Annotated in this window: 26 protein-coding genes; 1 reads left to right on the top strand and 25 read right to left on the bottom strand. The window is 65.5% G+C overall.

Annotation, left to right across the window (positions count from 1 at the left end; genetic code table 11):
- Window position 1: 1 nt before the first annotated feature.
- Both AC1RPL_RS01470 and AC1RPL_RS01465 read right to left on the bottom strand, forming a co-directional pair.
- Window positions 2-853 (bottom strand): hypothetical protein, encoded by an 852-nt coding sequence (locus tag AC1RPL_RS01470; RefSeq protein WP_493067480.1) that lies wholly within the window; start codon window positions 851-853, stop codon window positions 2-4.
- Window positions 854-902: 49 nt separating this feature from the next.
- Window positions 903-1196: an Hpt domain-containing protein gene (locus AC1RPL_RS01465; RefSeq protein ID WP_277766410.1), complete on the bottom strand. Its 294-nt coding sequence runs from the start codon at window positions 1194-1196 to the stop codon at window positions 903-905.
- Between the two features lie 86 nt (window positions 1197-1282).
- Here AC1RPL_RS01465 and AC1RPL_RS01460 point away from each other — a divergent pair, with 86 nt between their 5' ends.
- Window positions 1283-3598: a coiled-coil domain-containing protein gene (locus AC1RPL_RS01460; protein WP_493067479.1), complete on the top strand. Its 2316-nt coding sequence runs from the start codon at window positions 1283-1285 to the stop codon at window positions 3596-3598.
- Between the two features lie 390 nt (window positions 3599-3988).
- On the opposite strand, the gene AC1RPL_RS01455 is transcribed toward AC1RPL_RS01460, so the two are convergent.
- The 23 genes from AC1RPL_RS01455 to AC1RPL_RS01345 all read right to left on the bottom strand — a co-directional run bounded on the left by AC1RPL_RS01455 (window position 3989) and on the right by AC1RPL_RS01345 (window position 25013).
- Window positions 3989-4273: a DUF1467 family protein gene (locus AC1RPL_RS01455; RefSeq protein ID WP_493067478.1), complete on the bottom strand. Its 285-nt coding sequence runs from the start codon at window positions 4271-4273 to the stop codon at window positions 3989-3991.
- Between the two features lie 134 nt (window positions 4274-4407).
- A complete protein-coding gene (locus tag AC1RPL_RS01450; RefSeq protein ID WP_493067477.1) occupies window positions 4408-6045 on the bottom strand; it encodes a ribonuclease J in 1638 nt (545 codons plus the stop codon).
- Window positions 6046-6058: 13 nt separating this feature from the next.
- Window positions 6059-6832, bottom strand: a complete 774-nt coding sequence (locus AC1RPL_RS01445; RefSeq protein WP_493067476.1) for a type III pantothenate kinase — start codon at window positions 6830-6832, stop codon at window positions 6059-6061.
- A 10-nt stretch (window positions 6833-6842) separates the two neighbouring features.
- A complete protein-coding gene (locus tag AC1RPL_RS01440) occupies window positions 6843-7493 on the bottom strand; it encodes a biotin--[acetyl-CoA-carboxylase] ligase (RefSeq protein WP_493067475.1) in 651 nt (216 codons plus the stop codon).
- A 47-nt stretch (window positions 7494-7540) separates the two neighbouring features.
- Window positions 7541-8989 carry an NADH-quinone oxidoreductase subunit NuoN gene (gene nuoN / locus AC1RPL_RS01435; protein ID WP_493067474.1) on the bottom strand — a complete coding sequence of 483 codons (1449 nt, stop codon included), beginning with the start codon at window positions 8987-8989 and terminating at the stop codon, window positions 7541-7543.
- A complete protein-coding gene (locus AC1RPL_RS01430) occupies window positions 8989-10557 on the bottom strand; it encodes an NADH-quinone oxidoreductase subunit M (RefSeq protein ID WP_493067473.1) in 1569 nt (522 codons plus the stop codon). Before AC1RPL_RS01430 ends, nuoN begins: the two co-directional genes overlap by 1 nt.
- Window positions 10554-12665, bottom strand: a complete 2112-nt coding sequence (gene nuoL / locus AC1RPL_RS01425; protein WP_493067472.1) for an NADH-quinone oxidoreductase subunit L — start codon at window positions 12663-12665, stop codon at window positions 10554-10556. Before nuoL ends, AC1RPL_RS01430 begins: the two co-directional genes overlap by 4 nt.
- Window positions 12665-12970 (bottom strand): NADH-quinone oxidoreductase subunit NuoK, encoded by a 306-nt coding sequence (gene nuoK / locus AC1RPL_RS01420; RefSeq protein ID WP_493067471.1) that lies wholly within the window; start codon window positions 12968-12970, stop codon window positions 12665-12667. The genes nuoL and nuoK overlap by 1 nt, the downstream gene beginning before the upstream one ends.
- A complete protein-coding gene (locus AC1RPL_RS01415; protein ID WP_493067470.1) occupies window positions 12967-13578 on the bottom strand; it encodes an NADH-quinone oxidoreductase subunit J in 612 nt (203 codons plus the stop codon). The genes nuoK and AC1RPL_RS01415 overlap by 4 nt, the downstream gene beginning before the upstream one ends.
- Before the next feature lie 33 nt (window positions 13579-13611).
- Complete coding sequence (gene nuoI / locus AC1RPL_RS01410; RefSeq protein ID WP_493067469.1) at window positions 13612-14097, bottom strand: NADH-quinone oxidoreductase subunit NuoI; 486 nt, start codon at window positions 14095-14097, stop codon at window positions 13612-13614.
- A complete protein-coding gene (gene nuoH / locus AC1RPL_RS01405) occupies window positions 14094-15158 on the bottom strand; it encodes an NADH-quinone oxidoreductase subunit NuoH (RefSeq protein WP_493067468.1) in 1065 nt (354 codons plus the stop codon). The genes nuoI and nuoH overlap by 4 nt, the downstream gene beginning before the upstream one ends.
- On the bottom strand, window positions 15155-17173 hold the full coding sequence (gene nuoG, locus AC1RPL_RS01400; RefSeq protein ID WP_493067467.1) for an NADH-quinone oxidoreductase subunit NuoG: 2019 nt from the start codon (window positions 17171-17173) through the stop codon (window positions 15155-15157). The genes nuoH and nuoG overlap by 4 nt, the downstream gene beginning before the upstream one ends.
- Before the next feature lies 1 nt (window position 17174).
- Window positions 17175-17831 carry a hypothetical protein gene (locus tag AC1RPL_RS01395; RefSeq protein WP_493067466.1) on the bottom strand — a complete coding sequence of 219 codons (657 nt, stop codon included), beginning with the start codon at window positions 17829-17831 and terminating at the stop codon, window positions 17175-17177.
- Complete coding sequence (locus AC1RPL_RS01390) at window positions 17828-18409, bottom strand: hypothetical protein (RefSeq protein ID WP_493067465.1); 582 nt, start codon at window positions 18407-18409, stop codon at window positions 17828-17830. Before AC1RPL_RS01390 ends, AC1RPL_RS01395 begins: the two co-directional genes overlap by 4 nt.
- Window positions 18406-19704, bottom strand: coding sequence for an NADH-quinone oxidoreductase subunit NuoF (gene nuoF, locus AC1RPL_RS01385; RefSeq protein ID WP_493067464.1), 1299 nt, complete (start codon window positions 19702-19704; stop codon window positions 18406-18408). Before nuoF ends, AC1RPL_RS01390 begins: the two co-directional genes overlap by 4 nt.
- Window positions 19704-19877, bottom strand: coding sequence for a hypothetical protein (locus tag AC1RPL_RS01380; RefSeq protein WP_180140825.1), 174 nt, complete (start codon window positions 19875-19877; stop codon window positions 19704-19706). The genes nuoF and AC1RPL_RS01380 overlap by 1 nt, the downstream gene beginning before the upstream one ends.
- The gene (locus AC1RPL_RS01375; protein WP_493067463.1) at window positions 19877-20545 is read right to left on the bottom strand and encodes a complex I 24 kDa subunit family protein; all 669 of its coding nucleotides are present in this window, start codon (window positions 20543-20545) and stop codon (window positions 19877-19879) included. Before AC1RPL_RS01375 ends, AC1RPL_RS01380 begins: the two co-directional genes overlap by 1 nt.
- Window positions 20545-20883 (bottom strand): nuclear transport factor 2 family protein, encoded by a 339-nt coding sequence (locus AC1RPL_RS01370; RefSeq protein ID WP_493067462.1) that lies wholly within the window; start codon window positions 20881-20883, stop codon window positions 20545-20547. Before AC1RPL_RS01370 ends, AC1RPL_RS01375 begins: the two co-directional genes overlap by 1 nt.
- Window positions 20880-22115: an NADH-quinone oxidoreductase subunit D gene (locus AC1RPL_RS01365; protein WP_493067461.1), complete on the bottom strand. Its 1236-nt coding sequence runs from the start codon at window positions 22113-22115 to the stop codon at window positions 20880-20882. The genes AC1RPL_RS01370 and AC1RPL_RS01365 overlap by 4 nt, the downstream gene beginning before the upstream one ends.
- A complete protein-coding gene (locus AC1RPL_RS01360; RefSeq protein ID WP_493067460.1) occupies window positions 22115-23056 on the bottom strand; it encodes an NADH-quinone oxidoreductase subunit C in 942 nt (313 codons plus the stop codon). The genes AC1RPL_RS01365 and AC1RPL_RS01360 overlap by 1 nt, the downstream gene beginning before the upstream one ends.
- A 5-nt stretch (window positions 23057-23061) precedes the next feature.
- The gene (locus AC1RPL_RS01355) at window positions 23062-23637 is read right to left on the bottom strand and encodes a NuoB/complex I 20 kDa subunit family protein (RefSeq protein WP_493067459.1); all 576 of its coding nucleotides are present in this window, start codon (window positions 23635-23637) and stop codon (window positions 23062-23064) included.
- Window positions 23628-24017 (bottom strand): NADH-quinone oxidoreductase subunit A, encoded by a 390-nt coding sequence (ndhC, locus tag AC1RPL_RS01350; RefSeq protein ID WP_493067458.1) that lies wholly within the window; start codon window positions 24015-24017, stop codon window positions 23628-23630. The genes AC1RPL_RS01355 and ndhC overlap by 10 nt, the downstream gene beginning before the upstream one ends.
- Before the next feature lie 180 nt (window positions 24018-24197).
- On the bottom strand, window positions 24198-25013 hold the full coding sequence (locus AC1RPL_RS01345; protein WP_493069062.1) for an inositol monophosphatase family protein: 816 nt from the start codon (window positions 25011-25013) through the stop codon (window positions 24198-24200).
- Window positions 25014-25142 lie beyond the last annotated feature (129 nt).

The raw sequence follows: 25142 nt of genomic DNA, 5'->3' as shown, positions 1-25142 counted from the left end.
GTCAGCGCTGCTTGCCCGAGGTCATCACGCGCGAGATGCGATAGGCCTGGTCGGAGCCCTGCTCGCTTGGGTCCCGCAGCCGGTACAAGCCGGCGAGCAGCCCCAGGTCCATGTCACTAATCTCGGCCGGCGGCGGCGCGACGGCGGGATCGAACAGCGAAAGGATCGAGGCGGCCTTGATCGAGCCCCTTTCGGGCGGCTTGGCGCCGACCAGTGTGCGCATCGCGATATAGTCGGCGAGCTGCTTCACCGACTTGCCCAGAACGGCCTGCCGGTCGATCACGATCACCGAATTGATCGTCACCGCCTGGGTCTCGCCCTCCATCGCCGGTGGGTAATCGGGATCGTCATTGGCGGTGGAGACATGGCCAACTTCGTCGCGCGTCGCGACCAGACGCCAGGCATGGATCGGCCCGGACTTGAAGGCATCGCGCAACGCGCCGTCGTCGAGGTTGTCGAAGGCCGGGTTGCGCCGCTTGCGCATCGTCTCGATCAGCGCATCGCCATTATCGACGAACACGACCAGCAAGTTGGTCTCGCATTTCGGCTTGGCCATGCGCACCGATGCGGCGGTGGCGACGATGCGCACGCGGTCCTCGATCGGCCCCTTGAAGCGGGCCGGCATGCCGATGACTTCAAGGCAGACGGGATCGACGAAGCGCGCGAGCTGCCCGCCGTTCACATCGAGCACCTGCCCGATATAGCGCTGGGCCTTCTTGATCGGGCTGGGCGCCTTGCCGGTGACGACGATGCCCCCGTCCTGCGCGGGTCTGGATGCGTCCTGCGCGTGCGCGATCGGCACGGCGGCGAAGGAAAGCAGAAACGGTGAAGCCAGGCGGCAGCGTATGCGCATATGGATCGATCCCTCTCGTTCGTCGGGAGCTCCACATGCGCCGGCTTCTTCAGAGTCGGTCGACTGCCCGATGGAGACGACGAAGTATCGCGCCATCATGCGCCTGTCCATTGGCAGCTTCGGTTGCCAGCGCCATCAGGCGGACCGCGCCGAAACTGGCCGCCAGGCCCTTCAGCCGGAGCGCGGCCGATGCCCAGGCATCGGGGCTGTCGGCGGACTTCATCGTCTCGAGGCAACGCTGCACCCCGTCGAGGAAAGCTTCACGCAGCTCCGCGATCAGCGCGGGTTCGTCACCCACCGCTGCCGCAAGCGTCGCATCGATTGCACCGGGATCATACGCCATGGTCGAACCCTGGCACGGATACCGTTAACGCCGCGTTTCCAAGGTCTCTGGCGCTGCAGTGTTGGTACGGCGGCGAAATGTGGTAAATGCACGACATGATTGGGGGAAAACCTGCTGAGCCGCCGGCCGCGAACAATGACGCGGATGAGCTGGTCCTGTCCGAAGCCGTGGCGGTAACGCCCGTCGCGGCGGAGCCCATCGTCCATGACGAGGAAGCGTACGAGGAAGAAGAGGCTCCGCACCGCAGCTTCGGCTGGATCTTCCCTACCTTCGCGATGCTTCTGATCCTCGGCTGGTTCGGCGGCATGGGCTGGCTGCTGCGCGGCAGCTTTACAGGGCCGGTCGATCCGGCACGCCTCGTTCAGCTGATCGCGGCGCTCTGCGTCCCCCCTGCCTTGGTCGGGATTCTCTACCTCCTCACGCTGCGGACGAGCCGGGCCGAGGCCCAGCGCTTCGGCGCTACTGCCCGGGCGATGCGCGCCGAAGCGGCAAGCTTGGAGCGCGTCGTCGCCACGCTGTCGCGCAAGATCGAGGAAAACCGCGGGGCGCTGGCCGAGCAGACCAACATCCTCATCGCGATGGGCGAGCGCGCGAGCGAGAAGCTGGAAAGCGCGTCGAACAGCGCTGCCGCTCAGGCCCGCTCGATCGACGCCAGCACCCGCCATTTCGGCGAATCCGCCGCCGATGCCGAACGCCGGGTCGAAGTCATCCTCTCCTCGCTGCCCAAGGCGCATGAAGAGATGCGCGGGCTTTCCGACCGCGTCGACGCCGCCGGGCTACTCGCCAGCGAGCGCGCCGCCGCGCTCGACACCCAGCTTTCCGCATTGTCCGAACGCGGCCGCGAAGCCGACCAGATCGCCGGCGGTGCCGCCGACCGGCTCGCCGCGCACATCGCCCGCATGGAAGCGACCAGCGAGACCGCCAGCGCGCGGCTCGAACAGGTCACCGGTGAGATGTCGACCCAGGTCGATGCGGTGCTCGATCGCGCCGCCAACGCCGTGGATGAAGCGCGCAAGGGCATCGCCACCCAGGGAGAGGCGATCCTGGCGATGCTTTCGGCCAACCAGGCCGCGCTCGATCGCGCCGGGCGCGACAGCGCCGAGGCGCTGGGCCAGCGGATGGCGACCATCGAAGAGGCGATCGGCCGCATCGGTACCCGCCTGGGCGAGGAACAGGGCCGCGGCGACGCGTTGTTCGAGAGCCTGGCGATCGGCATCGACCGGCTCGATCGGACGATGGACGATTTCGATGTCGCCGGCACCGAGCGCACCCAGCGCCTGGCCGCCTCGATCAGCGCGCTGCACGGCTCGGTCGATGCGATGACCGTGGCGCTCAACACCGGCGACGAGACTGCGCGCAAGGTGATCGGCACGTCCGAGGACCTGCTGACCGCACTCGACGCCTCGGCCCGCGAGATCGACGAGACGCTGCCCGAGGCGCTCGAACGGCTCGATGCGCGGATCAATGCGAGCCGCCAGGTCGTCGCCGCCTCCAAGCCCGAGCTGCTGGCGCTGGTCACCGCCGCCGAGAGCACGCACGACGCGATCGAGGCGATCGCCGATGTGGTCAGCCAGCAGCGCGACACGCTCGCCAAGACCCAGGCCTCGTTGCTCGAGACGCTTTCCACCGGCGGCGAGCAGGCCGAGCAGCTGAGCGCGATCGTCGACGAGACCATCGCCACCACCCGCCGCTTCGCCGAAAGTGCTGCCCCGCAGCTGGTCGAGGCGTTGCTCAGCGTCCGCGAGACTTCCAGCGCAGCCGCCAATCATGCCCGCGAGACTTTGGCGGCGATTGTGCCGCATGCCGAGCGGGCGATCGAGGAAGCCGCGGGCGATGCGCTGCGCCGCGCGGTCGATGCCTCGATCCGCCGCCAGCTCACCGATCTTGCCGAGACGACCGAGGCGGCGGTCAACGCCGCGACCCGCGCCTCCGAGCGCCTCACCCAGCAGATGGTCTCGCTGGCCGACACCACGGCACAGGTCGAGACCCGGATCGCCGAAGGCCGCAAGGAGCGCGAGGAGTCGGACAGCGACAATTTCGCCCGCCGTGTATCGCTGCTGATCGAAGCGCTCAACTCGGCCTCGATCGAGATCAGCAAGGCTTTCTCGGCCGAAGTGACTGACAGCGCCTGGTCGGCCTATCTGAAGGGCGATCGCGGCGTCTTCACCCGGCGTGCCGTGCGGCTGCTTGATCCTTCGGAGACGCGTGAAATCCACCGGCTCTATGAGGACGACGAGGGTTTCCGGGACAACGTCAACCGCTACATCCACGATTTCGAAGCGATGCTCCGCCAGATCCTGGCGCTGCGCGACGGCTCGCCGATGGGCGTGACCCTGCTCTCGTCGGACATGGGCAAGCTCTACGTGGCGCTGGCCCAGGCGATCGAGCGGCTGCGGACTTAAGCCAATATCGTCATCCCGGCGAAGGCCGGGATCTCGGGCAGTCTATTCGCCCCTTCGCCACCCCGGCCTTGTGCCGGGGTCCACTGCGCGTCTCGCGCTGCGCCTTCCGCTCGCCTCCCGGTGGAACCCAGCACGATCCCCGGGGTGGCGAGACAGACAGACGTCCTCCAAGCCTTGCGAAATAGGATTTCGCCTGCTTGCCTCTCGCAGCCTGGCGCCTGTCCGGCCGCTCTTTGATAGGTAGGAAATATAGGGTCGCAGGCTCGCAAGGATGTTGCGAGATGCGGCGCGTTCGCGGGAAGAGTGTCAACCCAAGCGCCGCCAAAACACGCTTTGGGCATGAACTTCGTGGACTTTGCCGAGTCGCAGCAAAGGCCCTTGTAGGAAGCGTTACGACCCGTTCGCCGGGTGCATATGCGCCCACCAGTCGAGCATCTCGGTAGTCACCCAGCCAAAGTGATAGTTCAGGTAGAAGATCGCGAACAGCACCGTCGCGACGACGGTCGTGCGCTTTGCGATCTTCTTCGCGTCGAACTCATGCGGCGCGCTCGGCGCCTGGCCGGGGACCAGCGCCACGCCCGCCTCCTCGCTCGTCTTCACGCCGAAGGGAAGGACGAGGAAGACCGAGAAGGCCCAGAACAGGAAATAGATGGCGAGCGCGGACTTCCAGGGCATGGCGCGGTGATAGGGCCGCGAATTGCGAAGCGGAAGCCCTTCATCGTCATCCCGGCGAAAGCCGGGATCTCAGGCGAAGATGCAGGGAAGCAGGCCCACGAGATCCCGGCTTTCGCCGGGATGACGGTTACCGCCTATTGCTCAATGATCAGCACATCCACGACAGGCTTCTTTCCCGTGTAGCGTACTGCGGCACGGCGCACGGCGAGGCGGATCGACTCGCGCAGCCGCTCGAGGTCGCCCTTGCCGTCCTTCTTCACCGCTTCGCGAGCGGCGTCGCAGGCTTCGGCGATGAAGTCCTCGCGGTCCTCTTCCACCGGCACGCCCTGGATGCGGATCTGCGGGTTACCAGCGAGCTTGCCACCTCGGATCGCTACAGCAGCGCTGATCTGGCCGTAAAGGGCGACGCGGCGCCGCTCGTTGATCGTGGTACCGTCCGCCGGCAGGATGATGTCACCGTCGAGCACGAGGCGGCCAACCGGCGCGTCGCCGATCTTGTGCGGCTTGCCCGGCGCGAGGCGGATGATGTCGCCATTCACCTGGCGGACCGAGCGAGGCACGCCCTGCTCGAGCGCGAAGCGAGCCTGCTCGTACATGTGGCGGACCTCGCCATGCACCGGCACGACGATCTCGGGACGGATCCACTTGTACATCTCGGCCAGTTCGGGGCGGCCGGGATGCCCGGAGACGTGGATGAAGGCCTGGCGATCGGTGATCAGCTCGACGCCCTTGCTGGCAAGCGTGTTCATGATCCGGCCGATCGCGATCTCGTTGCCCGGAATCTGGCGCGAGGAGAAGACGACGGTGTCGCCCTCATTCACCTTGAGGACGTGGCTACCCTCGGCAATGCGGTTGAGCGCCGCGCGGGGCTCGCCCTGCCCACCCGTGGCGACGATGAGCACCTTGTTGGCCGGCATCGACATGGCCATGTCGAAGTCAATCGTCTCGGGGAAATCGCGCAGGTAACCGGTCTGCTTGGCAACGCGGATGATCCGGTCGAGCGAGCGTCCGGCGACGCATAGCTCGCGCCCGGTATCGCGTGCGACTTCGCCCAGCGTCTGCAGGCGCGCGGCATTGGAGGCGAAGGTAGTGACCAGCACGCGGCCCTTGGCGGCGCCGATCACCTGGTCGAGGCCCTCACGCACTGCGCCTTCCGAGCCCGAAGCCTCCGGATTGAACACGTTGGTACTGTCGCAGACCAGCGCGAGCACGCCCTTGTCGCCGATCGCGGTCAGTTCCGCCGCGGTCGAGGCACCGCCCAGCGCGGGGGTCTCGTCCAGCTTCCAGTCGCCGGTGTGGAAGATGTTGCCGTACGGCGTCTCGATGAGGACGGCATTGCCCTCCGGGATCGAGTGGGCGAGCGGCGTGTAGGTGATGCGGAACGGCCCGAGGTTGAACGGCCCTTCCTCGTCGACGATGTTGAGCTCGACCTTCTCCTCGATGCCCTCTTCCTCGAGCTTGCCGCGGATCAGCCCCGCGGTGAAAGGCGTCGCGTAGAGCGGCACGCCAAGCTCGGCGGCGAAATAGGGCAGCGCGCCGATATGGTCTTCATGGCCGTGCGTGAGGACAATGCCGATCAGGTCGTCGATCCGCTCCTCGATGAACTGCAGGTCGGGCAGGATCACGTCGATGCCCGGATAGTTCGCATCGCCAAAGGTGATGCCGCAATCGACCATCAGCCACTTGCCCTGGGTGCCATAGAGATTGACGTTCATGCCGATCTCGCCCGAGCCGCCAAGCGCGAGGAAGAGGAGTTCTTTTTCTGGTTTCACTTGGTTTCCTCGGTCAACGGCTGCGTTCCCACAGCATCGCCAACCCTTGAATGGTCAGATCGGGTTCAATGACGTCGAATACGTCGGTTTGCTTCTCGAACAGCACGGCGAGGCCGCCGGTGGCGATGACTTTGACGGGCCGGCCGATCTCGGCCTTCATCCGCGCGACGAGCCCCTCGATCATCGCGATATAGCCCCAATAGATGCCGATGTGCATCTGGTCGACCGTGTTGCGGCCGATCACGCTTGTGGTGGCCGGCGCGGTAATCGCGATGCGCGGCAGCTTGGCGGCGGCGGTGACGAGCGCGTCGAGCGAGAGATTGATGCCAGGGGCGATGATCCCGCCCTTGTAGGCGCCGCGATAATCGACCAGCTCGAAAGTGGTCGCGGTGCCGAAGTCGATGATGATCAGGTCGCCGCCGTGCAGGGCATGGCCGGCAATCATGTTGAGCGCGCGGTCGGCACCCAGGCCCTGCGGCTCCTCGACGTCGAGCGGAAAGCTCCACGCGGCCTTGCCTTGTCCGGCGATCACGGCCTCGGTCTTGAAATACTTGGTGCTCAGCACCTGGAGGTTGTGGAGCGCGCGCGGGACCACCGTGCCGATGATCACGCCGGTTACGACGGAGCGATCATAGCCTTCGAGGCTTAGCAGCTGGCTGAGCCACACCGCATATTCGTCCGCGGTGCGCCGCGGATCGGTGGCGATGCGCCAGCGCGCGCGAATCTCGCCTTCTTCGAGCAGGGCGGCGACTACATTGGTGTTGCCGGCATCGATCGCGAGCAGCATTTCGGGCCTCTCAGAGCAGGAACACGTCGGCGGCGTGAATGACATGGCTGGTGCCATCGGCCAAGCGAAGGATGAGCGCACCTTCTCCGTCCAATCCGCCGAACAGCCCGTCCAGGCTGGTGCCGTCGGCGAGGCGGGCGGTGAGCGCAGTGCCGATCGGGTGCGCGCGGGCGAGCCAGCGTTCGCGGACCGGGGCGATGCTGTCCCGCCAGCGGGAGACCCAGCGGGCGAAGCTTTCGGCCAGGGTTTCGGCGAAGAGCTGCGGATCGGGTGCAGGCCCGTGCGCGGCAAAGCTGGTCGCGAGGCGATCGATATCCTGCGGATGGTGCGCGAGGTTCACGCCGAAGCCGAGGATCACGGCGTCCCCCACCCGCTCGAGCAGGATGCCGGAAAGCTTGGCACCGTCGACCAGCAGGTCGTTGGGCCATTTGAGCATCGGCTCGAGGCCGAAGACCCGCGCCGTCTCTTCCAACGCGACTGCGGCGACCAGCGCCAGCGTGGCGGGTGCGGGCTCCCCTGCCCGCGTCCGCACCAGCGTGGAGGCGTAGAGATTGCCCGCCGGCGACTGCCAAGCGCGGCCCTGCCGGCCCTTGCCGGCGGTCTGCCGCTCGGCCCGCAGCCACAGGCCTTCGCTCGCGCCGTTGCGCGCGAGCTCGGCCATGTCGGCATTGGTCGATCCCGTCTCGGCGACGGTCCGGACTATGGCGGTCAGAACAGCGCCTTCGCAGCTGCGCCGGTCCAGACTTCGAGGAAGCCCAGCAGCGGCCAGCCCAGCGGCGAGATCACCACTGCGGCGATCACCAGCAGCGCGCCCTCGACCGGGTCGGTACGGCCGCCAAAGGCGGGCGCCGGCTCGTCGAAATACATCACCTTGACGATGCGCAGGTAATAGTAAGCACCGATCGTCGAGGCGGCGGCAGCCACCGCAGCGAAGACGTACAGGCCCGCATGCACCGCCGCGAGGAACACCTGCAGCTTCGAGAAGAAGCCGAGTAGCGGCGGGATGCCGGCGAGGCTGAACATGAAGATCGCCAGCGCCACGGCGAGACCCGGGCGCGTGCGCGACATGCCGGCCAGGCTCGCGATCGTCTCGACCGGGCGGCCCTCATCATCGCGCATCTGGAGCACGACCAGGAAGCTGCCCAGCGTCATCACGACATAGATCGCCATATAGTAGAGCACGCTCGACACGCCCGCCTCGCCGCCGGCGGCGAGACCGACCAGCGCGAAACCGACATTGGCGATCGAGGAGTAAGCGAGCAGTCGCTTGATGTCGCTCTGGCGGATCGCTGCGACCGAACCGAACACGATCGAGGCCAGCGAGGCGAAGATCACGATCTGGCGCCAATCGGCGATCGCCGGACCCATCGCGTCGATCGCGACGCGGGTAGCAAGCGCGATCGCGGCGACCTTGGGTGCCGAGGCGAAGAAAGCGGTCACCGGGGTCGGCGCGCCCTCGTACACGTCCGGGGTCCACATGTGGAACGGCACGGCCGACATCTTGAAGGCCAGGCCCGAGAAGACGAACACCAGGCCGAACAATAGTCCAGTCTTCTGGTCGCCCGAGGCATAGGCGTCGGCGATGCCCGAGAAGAGCGTCGTGCCCGAGAAGCCGTACACCAGGCTGATGCCGTAGAGCAGGATACCCGAAGCGAGCGCACCGAGGACGAAATACTTCAGGCCCGCTTCGGCCGAGCGCGTGTCACGGCGCATGAAGCTGGCGAGGATATAGGCCGAGAGGCTCTGCAGCTCGAGGCCGACGTACAGCGACATCAGATCGCCCGCCGAGACCATCATGCCCATGCCGATCGCGGAAAGCAGTATCAGCACCGGGTATTCCGGGCGCAGATCGTCGCCCGAAGTCTCCGCGAAGAAACGTGGCGCGATCAGGATCGAGACGCCGGCTGCCAGGTAGATCAGCGCCTTGGAGAAAGCGGCGAACATGTCCGGGCGGTAAAGCCCGCCATAGGCCTCACCGCCTGCCGAAGCAGGGCCGGCAAGCGCGATGCCGGCGCCGATCAGCACGGCGATCGCGGTCCAGCTGACCAGCTTGGTCGACTTGGGGCCGCCCCATGCGGCGACGAGCATCAGGAGGATGGCGCCGATGGCGAGGACGACCTCGGGCAGCGACATCATCAATTGGAGCGAATAGTTCATCAGTGCGCCTCCCCGTGCGCAACAGGGGCAGCGTTGTGTTCACCGTGCGCAGCAGGCGCGGGCTTGCCAGCGGTCGGCAGCGAGTCACCGGCGGGCGCGGCACGCTCGAGGCGGGCGACCAGCTTCTCCACGTCGCCGCGCATCGGCTTCATGAAGCTCTCCGGATAGACACCCATCCACAGCGTGACCGCGGCCAGCGCGCCGAGCATGACGAACTCGCGCACGTCGAGGTCCGGCATCGCCTTCACATCATCCTTGGTCAGGTCGCCAAAGGCGACGCGACGGTAGAGGTACAGCATGTAGGCAGCGCCCAGGATGATGCCGGTGGTGCCGATCAGCGCGTAGAGCGTCGAGACCTTGTACAGGCCGGCAAGGCTCAGGAACTCGCCGATGAAGTTGCTGGTGCCGGGCAGGCCGACCGAGGCCATGGTGAACAGCAGGAACAGCACGGCATAGCGCGGCATGTTGATCGCAAGGCCGCCGTAACGGTCGATCTCGCGGGTGTGGAGGCGGTCATAGATCACGCCGACGCAGAGGAAGAGCGCGCCCGAGACCACGCCGTGGCCGAGCATCACCATCATCGCGCCCTCAATACCCTGCGCGTTGAACGCGAACAGGCCGAAGGTGACGATCGCCATGTGCGCGACCGACGAATAGGCAATCAGCTTCTTCATGTCGCTCTGCACCAGGGCGACGAGCGAGGTGTAGACCACCGCGATGCCCGACAGCGCGAACACCAGCCACAGGAACTGGGCCGAGGCCTCCGGGAACATCGGCAGCGAGAAGCGCAAGAAGCCATAGCCGCCGAGCTTCAGCAGCACGCCTGCCAGGATCACCGAACCGGCGGTCGGCGCCTGCACGTGCGCGTCGGGAAGCCAGGTGTGGACCGGCCACATCGGCATCTTCACCGCGAACGAGGCGAAGAAGGCCAGCCATAGCCATGTTTGTATCTGTGGCGGGAAGTCGTGCGCCATCAGCGCCGGGATCGACGTCGTGCCGGTGGTCAGGATCATGTAGATGATCGCGATCAGCATCAGCAGCGAGCCGAGCAGCGTGTACAGGAAGAACTTGTACGACGCGTAGATGCGGTTGGCGCCGCCCCAGATGCCGATGATCAGGAACATCGGGATCAGGCCGCCTTCGAAGAAGACGTAGAACAGCATCAGGTCCTGCGCCGCGAAGGTGCCGATCATCAGCACTTCGGTGGCCAGGAACGCGGCCATGTACTCGGGCACGCGCTTCTCGATCGAGAGCCAGCTCGCCCCGATGCAGATCGGCATCAGGAAGACCGACAGCACGATCAGCAGCAGCGCGAAGCCGTCGATGCCCAGCGCCCAGGCAAACTCGGCGCCGCCGATGCCGAACAGGCGGACATGCTCGACGAACTGCCACTGGGCAGCGCCGTCGCCGGTCTGGAAGTTCATCCAGAGCAGAATGCCGAGCGCCAGGTCCACGAAGGTGGCGGCGAGCGCCAGCCAGCGGGCGCTCTGCGCGTTGACGAAGAGGCAGGCGATCGCGGCAAGCGCCGGGACCGCCAGCATGACGGTGAGGATCGGGAAGCCGCTCATCGCGCGATCACCCAGGTCAGCGCGGCAGTGAGGCCGATCAGCATGATGAAGGCATAGGCGTAGACATATCCGGATTGCAGCTTGGCAGTGACACCACCGCCGAGCTGGACGACCTTCGCGACCCCATTCGGGCCGAACCGGTCGATCGTGGCTTCGTCACCCTGCTTCCAGAACAGGCGGCCGATCGCGAAGGCGGGGCGCACGAACAGGAAGTTGTAGAGCTCGTCAAAATACCACTTGTTGAGAGAGAAGAGGTACAGCGGGCGGAACGCCTCGGCGAACTTCGCGGGGAAGTCCGGCGCCTTGATATAGGCACCCCAGGCGATGGCCAGACCGCTCAGCATCGCGATCGTCGCGCTGAGCTTCACCCACACCGGTACCTCGTGCATCGCGTGCATCAGATGCTCGTTGAAGGCGACCGCGCCGTGCCAATAGGTCTCACCTGCGGTCGGCTCGATGAACGCGCCGTGGAAGACGAAGCCGGCGAAGATCGCGCCGAGCGTCAGCACCACCAGCGGGATCAGCATCACGATCGGGCTTTCGTGCGGGTGATAGCCCGCCGTGCCCTCATGGCCATGATCGTGCAGGATCTCGTCCGCGCTCGGCGTGTGGCCGGCATCCTCAGCGGCGGGTGCATCGTCATGCGCATGACCGTGGCCGTGCGCGTGATCGTCATGGCCATGGCCATGCGCATCGTGAACGGCGTGCTGGATATGCTCCGAGCCTGCCCAGCGCGGCTTGCCGTAGAAGGTCAGGAACACCAGGCGCCAGCTGTAGAAGCTGGTGAGCAGCGCGACGAACACGCCGACCCAGAACGCACTGGTCTGGCCCGCGGCATAGCTCGCCTCGATGATCGCGTCCTTCGAGTGGAAGCCGGCGAAGCCGAAGGCCACCGGATTGCCGAACAGTGCAGGGATACCCACGCCGGTGATGGCGAGCGTGCCGAACATCATCGTCCAGAAGGTGACCGGGATGTGCTTACGCAGGCCGCCATAGAAGCGCATGTCCTGCTCGTGGTGCATCGAATGGATGACCGAGCCGGCACCGAGGAACAGCAGCGCCTTGAAGAAGGCGTGCGTGAACAGGTGGAACATCGCCGCGCCGTACGCGCCGACGCCGGCGGCGAAGAACATGTAGCCGAGCTGCGAACAGGTCGAATAGGCGATCACGCGCTTGATGTCGGTCTGCGTCGTGCCGACAGTGGCGGCGAAGAAGCAGGTCGCGGTGCCGACGAAGGTCACCACGCCGAGCGCAACTGCGCTCTGCTCGAACATCGGCGACATGCGGCAGACCATGAACACGCCGGCGGTCACCATGGTCGCGGCGTGGATCAGCGCCGACACCGGGGTCGGGCCTTCCATCGCGTCCGGAAGCCAGGTGTGCAGGCCGAGCTGCGCCGACTTGCCCATCGCGCCGACGAACAGCAGCAGGCAGAGCACCGTCATTGTGTCGAAGCGGTGGCCGAGGAAGCCGATCGTCGAGCCATGCATGTTCGGCGCGGCGGCGAGGATCGTCGGGATGTCGATCGTGCCGAACACCAGAAAGGTGCCGAAGATGCCGAGCATGAAGCCAAGGTCGCCGACGCGGTTGACCACGAAGGCCTTGATCGCGGCGGCGTTGGCCGAGGGCTTGCGGAACCAGAAGCCGATCAGGAGGTAGGACGCGAGGCCCACGCCTTCCCAGCCGAAGAACATCTGGACCAGGTTGTTGGCCGTCACGAGCATCAGCATCGCAAAGGTGAAGAGCGACAGGTAGGCGAAGAAGCGCGGCTGATCCGGCTCCTCCGACATGTAGCCCCAGCTATAGAGGTGGACGAGCGCCGAGACGCTGGTCACCACCACGAGCATCACCGCGGTCAGGCTGTCGACGCGCAGCGCCCAGTCCACCTGCATCGTGCCGCTCAGCATCCAGGTGAAGATCGGCGAGATCGTCGGTTCGGCATTGCCGCCCAGATAGCTGATGAAGATCGGCCAGCTCAGCGCACAGGCGATGAACAGCGACCCCGTGGTGATCACCTTGGGGAAGACCTTGCCGAAAGACTTGTTGGAAAGCCCGGCTACGGCTGCCGCGAGCAGCGGCAGGAATACGATAAAATAGATCGCCGACATCAGCCCTTCATCCGATTGACGTCTTCGACCGAGATCGTGCCGCGGCCGCGGAAGTAGATAACGAGAATGGCGAGGCCGATCGCTGCCTCACCGGCAGCGACGGTCAGCACGAACATCGCGAAGACCTGGCCGACCAGGTCGTGCAACGCGTTGGCGAACGCCACGAGGTTCAGGTTCACCCCCAGCAGGATCAGCTCGATCGCCATCAGGATGACGATCAGGTTCTTGCGGTTCATGAAGATGCCGAGCACGCCAAGCGTGAACAGGATCGCGCTGACGACGAGATAGTGCGTAAGGGTGATCACAGCTCGACCCCCTGCCCGACCGGATGGTTCACGTTGCGGGTAGCGTCCTTGGCGCGGCGTTGGACCTGGCGGCTGATGTTCTGCGGCTTGACGTCGCCGCGCGGACGCAGCGTCAGCACGATCGCGCCGATCATCGCGACGAGCAACACCAGGCCGGCACCTTCGAACACGAACAGGTAGCGGGAATAGAGCAGCTGGCCGATCGCCTCGATATTGGGCACCTTGGTGTCGACCGGCGCGATGCGGCGGCCGAGCTGGAGCGTGCCGGCGCTATAGGCGCCCACGGCGACCAGGATCTCGGCGACCAACGCGATGGCGAGCGCGACGCCCACCGCCGCATATTTCATCACGCCGGCGCGCAGCTCGGTGAAATCGATGTTGAGCATCATCACCACGAAAAGGAACAGCACGGCGACTGCGCCCACATAGACGATGACGAGCAGCATCGCGATGAACTCGGCATTGGCGAGCACCATCAGCCCGGCGGCGTTGAAGAACGCCAGGATGAGCCACAGGACGGAATGTACCGGGTTGCGCGACAGGATCGTCATGGCGCCAGAGGCGATGACGACCAGCGCGAACAGGTAAAAGGCTAGAAGCTGGATCACGGAATCAGGTGGCCCCTGTAGATTGGCGTGCGCTTAACGATACGGTGCATCGGCGGCAAGGTTCGCGGCGATGGCGCGCTCCCAGCGGTCGCCGTTCTCGAGCAGCTTCTCCTTCTGGTAGATCAGCTCCTCGCGGGTCTCGGTGGCGAACTCGAAGTTCGGGCCCTCGACGATGGCATCGACCGGGCAGGCTTCCTGGCACAGGCCGCAATAGATGCACTTGGTCATGTCGATGTCGTAGCGCGTGGTGCGGCGGCTGCCGTCCTCGCGCGGCTCGGCCTCGATCGTGATCGCCAGCGCGGGGCACACCGCTTCGCACAGCTTGCACGCGATGCAGCGCTCTTCGCCATTGGGATAGCGGCGCAGCGCGTGCTCGCCGCGGAAGCGGGGCGAGATCGGGTTCTTCTCGTACGGATAGTTGATCGTCGCCTTGGGCTTGAAGAAATACCTCAAGGTCAGCGCGTGCGCCTTGACGAACTCCCAGAGGGTCCAGGTGCGGATGAAATGGGCGACGTTCATACGATACCTTCCACGCGGTGGAGCATCAGCCAGCCCGACACCAGGAACACGAAGAGCAGCGACAGCGGCAGGAAGATCTTCCAGCCCAGGCGCATCAGCTGGTCGTAGCGGTACCTGGGCACCGTGGCCTTCACCCAGCTGAAGCAGAAGAAGAAGAAGCACATCTTGAGCAGCAGCCAGACGATGCCCGGGATCAGGTAGAGGATCGGGATGTCGAGCGGCGGCAGATAGCCACCCCAGAACAGCGTGGCGTTCAGCGCGCACATCAGGATGACGTTGGCGTATTCGCCCAGCCAGTAGAGCGCGAAGGCCATCGACGAATATTCGGTCTGATAGCCCGCGACGAGCTCGCTCTCCGCCTCGGTCAGGTCGAACGGTGCGCGCTGCGTCTCGGCCAGCGACGAGATGAAGAACACCACTGCCATCGGGAAGAGCAGCGGGTTGGCGAAGAAGCCGTTGATGATGCCGAAGACATGGCCCTTCTGCGCCTCGACGATACCGCCCAGGTTGAAGGTGCCGGCCCACAGCACGACCGCGATCAGCACGAAGCCGATCGACACTTCATAGCTCACCATCTGCGCCGCGGCGCGGATGGCCGAGTAGAACGGGTATTTCGAGTTCGAGGCCCAGCCCGCCAGGATGATACCGTAGACGCCGAGCGACGAGGCGGCCAGCACGTAGAGCAGGCCGACATCCATGTTCGACAGGACGACATTCATCTGGCCCAGCGTGCCGAATGGCACCACCGCCCACACGATCAGCGCCACCGTGAAGGTGATGATCGGTGCGAGCAGGAACAGCGTCTTGTTGGCGCCCGACGGGATGATCGTTTCCTGCAGGAAGACCTTCAGGCCGTCCGCGAAGCTCTGCAGCAGCCCGAGCGGGCCGACCACGTTCGGGCCGCGGCGCAATGCCATCGCAGCCCAGATCTTGCGATCGACATAGATGATCATCGCCACGGCCAGCATCAGCGGCAGCGCGATCAGCAGGATGCCGATGATCGTCGAGATCAGCCAGGACCACTCATAAGGCAGGCCCAGCGAATGGAAGAGCGCGGTCATTCTGCGGCCTCTGCGAAGTCTTCGCCGTGGATCAGTTCGGCCGAGCAGCGCTGCATGGTCGGCGACGCACGGCAGATGGCGTTGGTGAGATAGAAGTCGGCGATCGGGTAGCCGATCCCACCGCTGGCCGAAGCCGGAAGCGAGGGCGGTGCCCAGTCATAGCCGGCCAGGCCTTCACGACCCAGCGCCGGAACGGCGTTCGCCATCTCGGCACGCAGCTGCTCGAAATTGTCGAACGGCAGCGTGTGTCCGAGGCGATCGGAAAGCGCGCGCAGGATCGTCCAGTCCTCGCGGGCGTCGCCGGGCGCGAATACCGCGCGGTCGGCGCGCTGCACGCGGCCTTCCAGGTTCACATAGGTGCCTGGCTTCTCGGCATAGGTCGCGCCCGGCAGGATCACGTCCGCATGGTGTGCGCCCATGTCGCCGTGGTGGCCGACATAGACCTTGAAGCTGTCCGCGAAGTCATCGAACGCGACTTCATCGGCGCCGAGGAAGAAGGCGAGCTTGGGCTTGGCCGTGACGATGTCCGCGATGCCGCCCTTCTGGGCGTAGCCGAGCATCAGCCCGCCCATGCGCGCAGCGGCAGTGTGGACCACGTTGAAGCCGTTCCAGGCCGCGTCGGTCTCGGTCGCGGGGCGCTGGAAGGCCGAAGCCATCGCCAGCGTAGCGCCCTGCCCTGCCTTGAGCGCACCCGGTCCGACGATCAGAACCGGCTTCTTCGCCGCGTCGATCGCCTCGGCCGCAAGGTCGGGCATCTTGCCGAGGATCGACAGGTCGTTGCCCAGCCACTCGACCTTGTAGGTCAGGTCGGTTTCTTCACCGATCGCGAAGACCTTGGCACCCTTCTTGATCGCCTTGCGCACGCGGGTGTTGATCAGCGGTGCTTCGAAGCGGAGGTTCGAGCCTACGAGGAGGATCGCGTCCGCATCCTCGATTCCGGCGATCGTGGTGTTGAACGCGACCGAACCGAGGTTCGACACGTCATAGGACAGGCCGGTCTGGCGCCCTTCGAGCAGGGTCGAGCCGAGCGCGTTCACCAGCGCCTTGGCGGCGTACATCGTCTCGCAATCGACCAGGTCGCCGGCGATCGCTGCAACGCTCGAACCGGCGGCCTTGGCAACGGCGGCGATCGCGTCGAACGCTTCGTCCCAGCTCGCTTCGACCAGCTTGCCGCCCTTGCGGACATAGGGCTTATCGAGACGGCGGCGTACCAGCGCGTCGACATGGTAGCGGGTCTTGTCGTGCGCCCACTCTTCGTTGACGTCCTCGTTGATCCGCGGAAGCACGCGCATCACCTGACGGCCACGGCTGTCGAGGCGGATATTGGTGCCGACCGCGTCCATCACGTCGATCGACAGGTTCTTCTTCAGCTCCCACGAGCGGTACTCGAAAGCCACCGGCTTGTGGGTCAGCGCCCCCACTGGGCAAAGGTCCACGGCGTTGCCCGAAAGCTCGCTCTTGAACGCCTTTTCCAGATAGGTCGTGATCTGCATGTTCTCGCCGCGATAGATCGCGCCGATATCCTCCACACCCGCGACCTCTTCGCCGAAGCGGACGCAGCGCGTGCACTGGATGCAGCGGGTCATGATCGTCTTGATGATCGGCCCCATGTACTTCTCGGTCACCGCGCGCTTGTTCTCGGTGTAGCGCGAGTGGCCACGGCCATAGGCGACCGACTGGTCCTGCAGGTCGCACTCGCCACCCTGATCGCAGATCGGGCAGTCGAGCGGGTGGTTGATCAGCAGGAATTCCATCACGCCTTCGCGCGCGGCCTTCACCATTGCCGAGTCCGTGCGGATCTCCTGGTTGTCGGCGGCGGGCAGCGCGCACGAGGCCTGGGGCTTGGGCGGTCCGGGCTTCACTTCGACCAGGCACATGCGGCAATTACCGGCGATCGACAGCCGCTCATGATAGCAGAAGCGCGGAATTTCCTTGCCTGCGGCTTCGCAGGCCTGGAGCACGGTGGCACCCGCAGGCACCTCCACTTCAATTCCGTCTACCTTTAGCTTGGGCATTCTAGTTCTTTCCCTGCACGGCCGAGCCGCGCATCCTGTAAAGTCCCTCGGCGAGCACGCCGTGCATCTCGGCGCCGCTCAAGTTCAGCTGCTTCTTGCCCGCACAGGCGTTGATCGCCGGCACGACGCGCTTGAAGGCCGCGGCTTCCGCGGGCGAACGGCGTGCGGAGCGTACGAACGCGTCGCTAGCCGCCGGATCGCGCCCCGCCACGCAGGTGCCAAGCGCACTGCTGCTGGTCGCGGCATTCTCCACGGCATTTACCGGCGTCGGCACCGCATCGCTCTTGACGTAGAGCTCCTCGATCAGTGCCCAGCGCACGAAACGGCCACCGGCAGTGACTTCCTCGACGCGTCCGGCACAGCCGGTCTCGCCGAACAGGCCGAGCACGGCCGCATTCGGACGTCCATTGGTAAAGCCCAGGTCGATCACCTTGCGTGCCTCGCGCGGATCCTTCTTCACGGCGCATACAGCGAGCGCGTGCAGCCGCGCCTCACCCGCCGTGCTGGCGGCCCAGGCCGTATCCTCGGCGCCTGACTCGAGGCGCATCGTGCCCTCGGAGGACATCTTGCCCATGTCCATGCCCCAAGACGTCTGGGCGTGCGCACCGGCGCCTGCAAAGACGCTCAGGGTCGCAGCAAGGGCGACGACGCGCTTCATTGCGCAGCGGTGCCCTTGCGATAGATCCACAGGCCCTCGGCCACACCGGCGCGCAGCTGCACCTTGGTGAAGCCGATCTTGGCGCCACCGGGTGTGCAGCGGCCGACCGCATCGACCACCGCGCCGAACGTCGCGCGCTCCTCGGCCGAACCCGCGGTGGTGCGGATCAGCGCATCGGCGGCAACCGGATCGCGGGTCACGGCGCAGCGAGCGAGATCGACCTGGACCAGACTCGGGTCGCCGCTGCCCTGGAAGGGTGCCAGCGGACCGACGGGCGCCGCTGGAGCCGCCGCATAGGTCTCGGTGTAGAGCTGCTGCGCGATCGCGCCGCGAATCACGTCCTCGCCGCGATCGCGGCCGAGCACTGCGCCACAGGCGCTCTTCTTGTCGGCCAGCTTCTTCGCCGCGCTCTTCGACTCACCGCTGCCGATGGTGCTGGCAAGCAACGCGGTGGCACCGGCGCGATCGGCGGCGATCGTGCAGTTGGCGAAGGCTGCGGGGCCTTCGGCAGTCTGGGCATTGGCGGCGGGCGCCAGTGCCAGCATAGCCGGCACCGCAAGCATCATAACAGCCTTCATTCCGCAGCCTCCTGCATGCCGTTGCCGGCCTGACGTTCGTTGATCCGGCGCTCGAGCTCCGGACGGAAATGACGGATCAGGCCCTGGATCGGCCACGCCGCGGCATCGCCGAGCGCGCAGATCGTGTGGCCTTCAACCTGCTTGGTGACCTGTTGAAGCGTATCGATCTCACTGATGTCGGCGTCGCCGGTGCGCAGCCGCTCCATCACGCGCCACATCCAGCCGGTGCCTTCGCGGCACGGCGTGCACTGGCCGCAGCTCTCATGCTTGTAAAAGTAGGAGAGCCGGCTGATCGCGCGGACGACGTCGGTCGACTTGTCCATCACGATCACGGCGGCGGTACCCAGGCCTGAACCCAGCGCACGCAGACCGTCAAAGTCCATCGGGCAGTCCATGATCTGCGCCGCCGGAACCAGCGGCACCGAGGATCCGCCCGGAATCACTGCGAGGAGATTGTCCCACCCCCCGCGGATGCCGCCGCAATGCTTTTCGATCAGCTCGCGGAACGGGATCGACATGGCCTCTTCGACCACGCACGGCTTGTTAACATGGCCGGAGATCTGGAAGAGCTTGGTGCCCTTGTTGTTCTCGGCACCGAAGCCGGAGAACCATTCCGGGCCACGCCGCAGGATCGTCGGGACGACCGCGATCGACTCGACGTTGTTCACCGTGGTCGGGCAGCCATAGAGGCCTGCACCCGCCGGGAATGGCGGCTTCAGGCGCGGCTGGCCCTTCTTGCCCTCGAGGCTCTCGAGCATCGCGGTCTCTTCGCCGCAGATATAGGCACCCGCGCCGCGGTGGACGAACACGTCGAAATCATAGCCCGAGTTGCAGGCGTTCTTGCCGAGCAAGCCGGCGTCATACGCCTCCTGGACGGCCGCGCGAAGCGTCTCGGTCTCGCGGATATATTCGCCGCGGACATAGATGTACGCCGCACGCGCCCGCATCGCGAAGCCGGCGACAAGCGCGCCTTCGATCAGCTTGTGCGGATCGTGGCGGATGATCTCGCGATCCTTGCACGAGCCGGGCTCGGACTCATCGGCGTTGATCACCAGGAAATTCGGCCGATCCGGGCGCGGTTCCTTGGGCATGAAGCTCCACTTCATGCCGGTCGGGAAGCCGGCGCCGCCGCGGCCGCGCAGGCCAGACGCCTTGATCCGATCGATGATGACGTCCTGTCCGAGCGTCATCAGATCCTTGGTCTTGTCCCAATCGCCGCGCTTCTGGGCAGCCGGCAGGTTCCACGGCTGGAAGCCGTAGACATTGGTGAAGATGCGGTCCTTGTCCGCGAGCATCAGCGGCCCTTCCCGACCATGTTCTGAATCAGAATATACCCGAGCACGCAAATGCCGAGTACGATGGCGATACCGATCAGCTTGAACGCGACCTTCAGCACCCAGCCGAGCACGACGATGCCGCCGATGATCGCGAGGATGACGAAGACGAGGTTCTTGGTCTCAGCCTTCATCACCACTCCCCCCGATAGTCGTGGTTCTCGATTTCCATCGCAGCCAGGTTGGTCGGCTCGCCGACCGGCTCGACCGTGCGGCGGCCAGGTTCCTGCGTGCCGGGCTTGGGGCTCTCGCCCTTGGCCAGCGCGTCGAGGATCGCCAGCGTGCGATCGAAGTCGAGGTCTTCGAAATTGTCGTCGTTGATCTGCACCATCGGCGCCGACGAGCAATTGCCCATGCACTCGACCTCGGTGAGCGTGAACAGCCCGTCCTCGGTGGTGTGGCCCTTCTTCATGCCGCGGCTCTTGCAGGCCGCGAAGACATCGTCGGAACCGCGCAGCATGCACGGCGTCGTGCCGCAGACCTGCACATGATAGCGGCCCACCGGCACTAGGTTGAACATGGTGTAGAAGGTCGCGACCTCGAAGATGCGGATGTAGGGCACGCCGATCTCGCGCGCTACGAACTCGATCACCGGGATCGGCAGCCAGCCCTGCGTGTTCGTCTCCGCACCGACCTGGCGCTGGGCGAGATCGAGGAACGGAAGGCTACAGGAAAGCTGCCGGCCCGCCGGATAGCGGCCCATGATTTCCTGTGCCTTGACGGCGTTCTCCGGCGACCAGGCGAAATTGCCCCAGCGCGCGCGGGTCTCCGCTTCATCCGGGAGTTGAGGTGCGTCAGCCATTAACGAATAAACTCCACGCGATCGACCTTGTCGTCGGCGAAAGAATAGATGGACATAACTTCGAAAGGCTCGGCCTCGGGCGAGCGCGCGACCTTCTCGTGCAGCACAACGGTCTCGCCCAGCGCGTAGCTCGAAAGGATATCGGCGCGGTTCTGCGGGAATTCGGCGAACATCGCCTTCAGCCCGGAGCGCACGCCTTCCCTGCCCTCTCGCAGCACCGCGCCGCGATAGCCTGCCTCGCAGGCACCATCGGTCATCAGCGCCACATAGGCGTCGGCGTCCTGCGCATTGTAATGCGCGATCATCTCGTGCGCGATCGCGATGCGGTCTGCGCTCACCGGTCGCACTCCCCGAACACGATATCGAGCGCGCCCAGGATGGCGGTGATGTCGGCGAGCATGTGCCCCTTCGACATGAAATCCATCGCCTGGAGGTGGCTGAAAGCGGTGGGGCGGATTTTGCAACGATACGGTTTGTTGCTGCCGTCCGAAACCAGATAGACGCCAAACTCGCCCTTCGGGCTCTCCGTCGCGACATACACGTCGCCCGCCGGCACGTGATAGCCTTCGGTGAAGAGCTTGAAGTGGTGGATGAGCGCTTCCATCGACTGCTTCATCTCGCCGCGGCGCGGCGGCGCGACCTTGCGGTCGAGCGTGAGCACCGGGCCCTCGGGCATTTCCTGAAGGCACTGCTTCATGATGCGCGCGGACTGATAGACTTCCTCGACGCGGACCATGAACCGGTCATAGCAGTCGCCGCGGGTGCCGACGGGGATGTCGAACTCCATGCGGTCGTACACGTCATAGGGTTGCGAGCGGCGGATGTCCCAGGGGATGCCGGCGCCGCGGATCATCGGGCCCGAGAAGCCCCAGCGCACGGCATCATCGCGGCTCACCACCGCGATATCGACATTGCGCTGCTTGAAGATGCGGTTCTCGGCGACCAGGCTGATCGCGTCGCCGAACAAGCGCGGCAGGCGCGTGTCGAGCCATTCCGCGATGTCGGTCAGCAGCTTCAGCGGCACATCCTGGCGGACGCCGCCGACGCGGTAATAGTTCGAGTGCATGCGCGCGCCGGAAGCACGCTCGAAGAAGTTCAGGCAGTCCTCGCGCAGCTCGAACATCCACAGGTTCGGCGTCATCGCGCCGACGTCCATCACGTGCGAGCCGAGGTTCAGCATGTGATTGCAGATGCGGGTCAGCTCGGCGAAGAACACGCGGAGATACTGGCCACGGATCGGAACCTCGAGGTCGAGCAGCTTCTCGACCGCCAGCACGAAGCTGTATTCCATGCCCAAAGGCGAGCAGTAATCGAGCCGATCGAAATAGGGCAGCGCCTGGGTGTAGGTCTTGTACTCGATCAGCTTCTCGGTGCCGCGGTGAAGCAGGCCGATATGCGGATCGATGCGCTCGATGATCTCGCCATCGAGCTCGGTCACCAAGCGCAGCACGCCGTGCGCGGCCGGATGCTGCGGGCCGAAGTTGATCGTGTAGTTGGCGATCTCGGTGTCGCCCTTTTCCGGCTTGCCGGAATCGGTGACGCCTTCGATCTCGTCGAGATAATCAGCCATTACGCTTCACCCCCGGGCTCTTTTTCGGCCGCCGCCTTGTTGACGCGCGGCTTGCGGGGTTTCTTGATCACGTCCGGATCCGCCGGAGCAGGGCCATCGTCCGGGCCAGCCTTGCCGGCGCCGGTTTCGGCGGTGCTGTCGCTGGTCTTGGGCTTGGTCACCTTGGCCCGGGTCGGCTTGGAAGCCGGCGCCGACTTGGAGATCTCGTCCGCGGTCAGCGGCGTCGGCGCACCCTTGGCCTGGGGCTGCGGTGCGACTGCCGGCGCTGGAGCCGGTGCGGCGGGCTTGGCAGCCGGCGCGGGCGGAGGTGCCGGCGGCGTCGGCGCGACGTACTTTTCGTCGCCGGGGAGGATGTACTCCGCCCCTTCCCACGGGCTCATGAAGTCGAAGTTGCGGAAGTCCTGGGCCAGCGTCACCGGCTCATAGACCACGCGCTTCGCTTCTTCCGAGTAGCGCAGCTCGACGAACCCGGTCAGCGGGAAGTCCTTGCGCTGCGGATGGCCGACGAAACCATAGTCGGTCAGGATGCGGCGCAGGTCCGTATTGCCCTCGAACAGCACGCCGTACATGTCGTACACTTCGCGCTCGAGCCAGCCGGCGACCGGCCAGATGCCGGTGACGGACGGAACCGGCTTTTCCTCGTCGGTGACTGCCTTCACCTTGATGCGGTGGTTCCGCGTCAGGCTGAGCAGGCAATAGACCACTTCGAACCGCTCCTCGCGATCCGGATAGTCGACGCCGGCGATTTCCATGAGCTGCTGGAATTCCAGGCCCGGAGTGTCGCGGAGCAGGATCATGCCCTCGACGACGCGGGCGCGGTCCAGGACCAGGTTCACTTCGCCGACGCTGTCCTCGGCGAACACCAGAATATCGCCGAGCGCGGCCTTGGCCGTGTCGATCACGCCTTCGTTCGAGGCGTAGCGGGGGGCGGAAGTCTTCACGACGCTCACCGTTCGATCGTCCCGACGCGGCGGATCTTCCGCTGGAGCTGCATCACGCCGTACAGCAGCGCCTCCGCGGTCGGCGGGCAGCCGGGGACATAGATGTCCACCGGCACGATCCGGTCGCAACCGCGCACGACGCTGTAGCTGTAGTGATAATAGCCGCCGCCGTTCGCGCAGCTGCCCATCGAGATGACGTATTTCGGCTCCGACATCTGGTCATAGACCTTGCGGAGGGCCGGAGCCATCTTGTTGCACAGCGTGCCGGCGACGATCATCACGTCCGACTGGCGCGGCGATGCGCGCGGGGCGGCGCCGAAGCGCTCCATGTCGTAGCGCGGCATGTTGACGTGGATCATCTCGACCGCGCAGCATGCCAGGCCGAAGGTCATCCACCACAGGGAGCCCGTGCGGGCCCACTGGAACAGCTCCTCGGTCGAAGTGACCAGGAAACCCTTGTCGCCGATCTCGGCATTGATGTCGTTCAGGAAGCCGACGTCCGGCAGCGTGCCGGGAGGCGGCGCGCCGATCAGGCTGGCGCCCGGCAGGGGCGACGACGACGGGCTGAGTTCTACTCCCATTCGAGCGCTCCCTTCTTCCAGGCATAGACGAGGCCGAGCAGCAGCTCGGCGATGAAGACCATCATCGAGATCCAGGCGGTCCAGCTGGCGGCAGCGGTGCCCATTTTGAACAGGGAGACGGCCCAAGGGTAGAGGAATGCCGCTTCGAGATCGAAGACGATGAACAGGATCGCGACCAGGTAGAAGCGCACGTCGAACTGGCTGCGCGAATCCTCGAATGCGGGGAAGCCGCACTCATATTCGCTGAGCTTCGCCTCGGTAGGCTGGTGCGAGCCCGTAAGCCGGCTCACCAGCATGGGCAGAAAGACGAACGCGCTGGAGAGCGCGAGGGCGACCCCGAGGAACAACAGGATCGGCAGATATTGTGACAGATCGACCAAGCGACTTCTCTTCTCGCGGATGCGGAATCTGACGGGGGCTTTAGGACGATGGAGGGAGTGCGGCAAGGGTTCTAACCCCTGAGAATCACTCGCAATAACGTCGCGCAGGCCGCACGAAGCCATCCCCGACAAAGCGGGGACGGAAGCCGTTGGAAAACCGTCGTTTTTAGTACGCGCCGCTTAACGCAGCGAGTTGGCTACCAGCTTGTGCAGCTTGGAGTGGAGCACGTCGTTCGCGGCGAGATACTGGTTGCGCTCGCGCGACATGTCCTGCCCGCGATAATCGGTGATGAAGCCACCGGCTTCCTTCACCAGCAGCATGCCGGCTGCGACGTCCCAGGGCTTCAGGTCCGATTCCCAGAAACCATCGAAGCGGCCCGCGGCGACCCAGGCGAGGTCGAGCGCGGCCGAGCCGAGGCGGCGGATGCCGGCGACTTCCGGTGCCACTGCACCGAAGATGCGACTCCACTCGGCGAAATTGCCATGACCCATGAACGGAATGCCCGTCGCGATCAGCGCCTCGTCGAGGTTGCGGCGTGCCGACACGCGCAGGCGCTGGTCCTGCAGCCAGGCACCCCGGCCCTTTTCGGACCAGAAGCTCTCGTCGGTGAGCGGCTGATAGATATAGCCGTGCGTCACCTCGGGCTTGCCCTGGCTACCGTGCGGATCCTCGACGGCGATCGAGATGCAGAAATGCGGGATGCCGTGCAGGAAGTTGCTGGTGCCGTCGAGCGGATCGATGATCCAGCGCGGCTTGTTCGGATCGCCGGCGATCTCGCCGCGCTCCTCGACCAGGAAGCCCCAGTCGGGACGCGCTTTCTGAAGCTCCTCGATCAGCGTGTCCTCGGCGCGCTTGTCGGCGATGCTGACGAAGTCCGCCGGGCCCTTGCGGCTGACCTGCAGCTGCGAGACTTCGTTGAAGTCGCGGCGCAGGCCCGGGCCGGCCTTGCGGGCGGCGCGCTCCATGACGGTAATGAGGCCGGAATGGCTGACCAATTTAAACTCCATATTCTCCCCCTCCCGCTTGCGGGAGAGGGTCGGGGTGAGGGTGTGTCAGAGCCGCAAACGCAGCGCCTGATGCCCGTACTCACCCTCCCCTAGCCCCTCCCGCAAGCGGGAGGGGAA

The sequence above is a fragment of the Sphingomonas sp. GW821-FHT12D09 genome (genome assembly GCF_058807215.1).
Note: the sequence above shows the minus strand (reverse complement) of the source record. Positions and strands in the feature narration are given on the sequence as shown.

Excerpts from the sequence above, each read along its gene's own strand:
- AC1RPL_RS01440 (WP_493067475.1), bottom strand. The coding sequence starts at position 7,493 with ATGGCCGAGCTCGCGCGCAACGGCGCGAGCGAAGGCCTGTGGCTGCGG.
- nuoF (WP_493067464.1), bottom strand. The coding sequence starts at position 19,704 with ATGCTCGCGGACAAGGACCGCATCTTCACCAATGTCTACGGCTTCCAG.
- nuoG (WP_493067467.1), bottom strand. The coding sequence starts at position 17,173 with ATGCCCAAGCTAAAGGTAGACGGAATTGAAGTGGAGGTGCCTGCGGGT.
- AC1RPL_RS01380 (WP_180140825.1), bottom strand. The coding sequence starts at position 19,877 with ATGAAGGCTGAGACCAAGAACCTCGTCTTCGTCATCCTCGCGATCATC.
- AC1RPL_RS01390 (WP_493067465.1), bottom strand. The coding sequence starts at position 18,409 with ATGAAGGCTGTTATGATGCTTGCGGTGCCGGCTATGCTGGCACTGGCG.
- AC1RPL_RS01470 (WP_493067480.1), bottom strand. The coding sequence starts at position 853 with ATGCGCATACGCTGCCGCCTGGCTTCACCGTTTCTGCTTTCCTTCGCC.
- AC1RPL_RS01395 (WP_493067466.1), bottom strand. The coding sequence starts at position 17,831 with ATGAAGCGCGTCGTCGCCCTTGCTGCGACCCTGAGCGTCTTTGCAGGC.
- AC1RPL_RS01460 (WP_493067479.1), top strand. The coding sequence starts at position 1,283 with ATGCACGACATGATTGGGGGAAAACCTGCTGAGCCGCCGGCCGCGAAC.
- AC1RPL_RS01430 (WP_493067473.1), bottom strand. The coding sequence starts at position 10,557 with ATGAGCGGCTTCCCGATCCTCACCGTCATGCTGGCGGTCCCGGCGCTT.
- AC1RPL_RS01455 (WP_493067478.1), bottom strand. The coding sequence starts at position 4,273 with ATGCCCTGGAAGTCCGCGCTCGCCATCTATTTCCTGTTCTGGGCCTTC.
- nuoN (WP_493067474.1), bottom strand. The coding sequence starts at position 8,989 with ATGAACTATTCGCTCCAATTGATGATGTCGCTGCCCGAGGTCGTCCTC.
- nuoL (WP_493067472.1), bottom strand. The coding sequence starts at position 12,665 with ATGTCGGCGATCTATTTTATCGTATTCCTGCCGCTGCTCGCGGCAGCC.
- AC1RPL_RS01355 (WP_493067459.1), bottom strand. The coding sequence starts at position 23,637 with ATGGGAGTAGAACTCAGCCCGTCGTCGTCGCCCCTGCCGGGCGCCAGC.
- AC1RPL_RS01445 (WP_493067476.1), bottom strand. The coding sequence starts at position 6,832 with ATGCTGCTCGCGATCGATGCCGGCAACACCAATGTAGTCGCCGCCCTG.
- nuoH (WP_493067468.1), bottom strand. The coding sequence starts at position 15,158 with ATGACCGCGCTCTTCCATTCGCTGGGCCTGCCTTATGAGTGGTCCTGG.
- nuoI (WP_493067469.1), bottom strand. The coding sequence starts at position 14,097 with ATGAACGTCGCCCATTTCATCCGCACCTGGACCCTCTGGGAGTTCGTC.
- AC1RPL_RS01375 (WP_493067463.1), bottom strand. The coding sequence starts at position 20,545 with ATGGCTGACGCACCTCAACTCCCGGATGAAGCGGAGACCCGCGCGCGC.
- AC1RPL_RS01465 (WP_277766410.1), bottom strand. The coding sequence starts at position 1,196 with ATGGCGTATGATCCCGGTGCAATCGATGCGACGCTTGCGGCAGCGGTG.
- AC1RPL_RS01365 (WP_493067461.1), bottom strand. The coding sequence starts at position 22,115 with ATGGCTGATTATCTCGACGAGATCGAAGGCGTCACCGATTCCGGCAAG.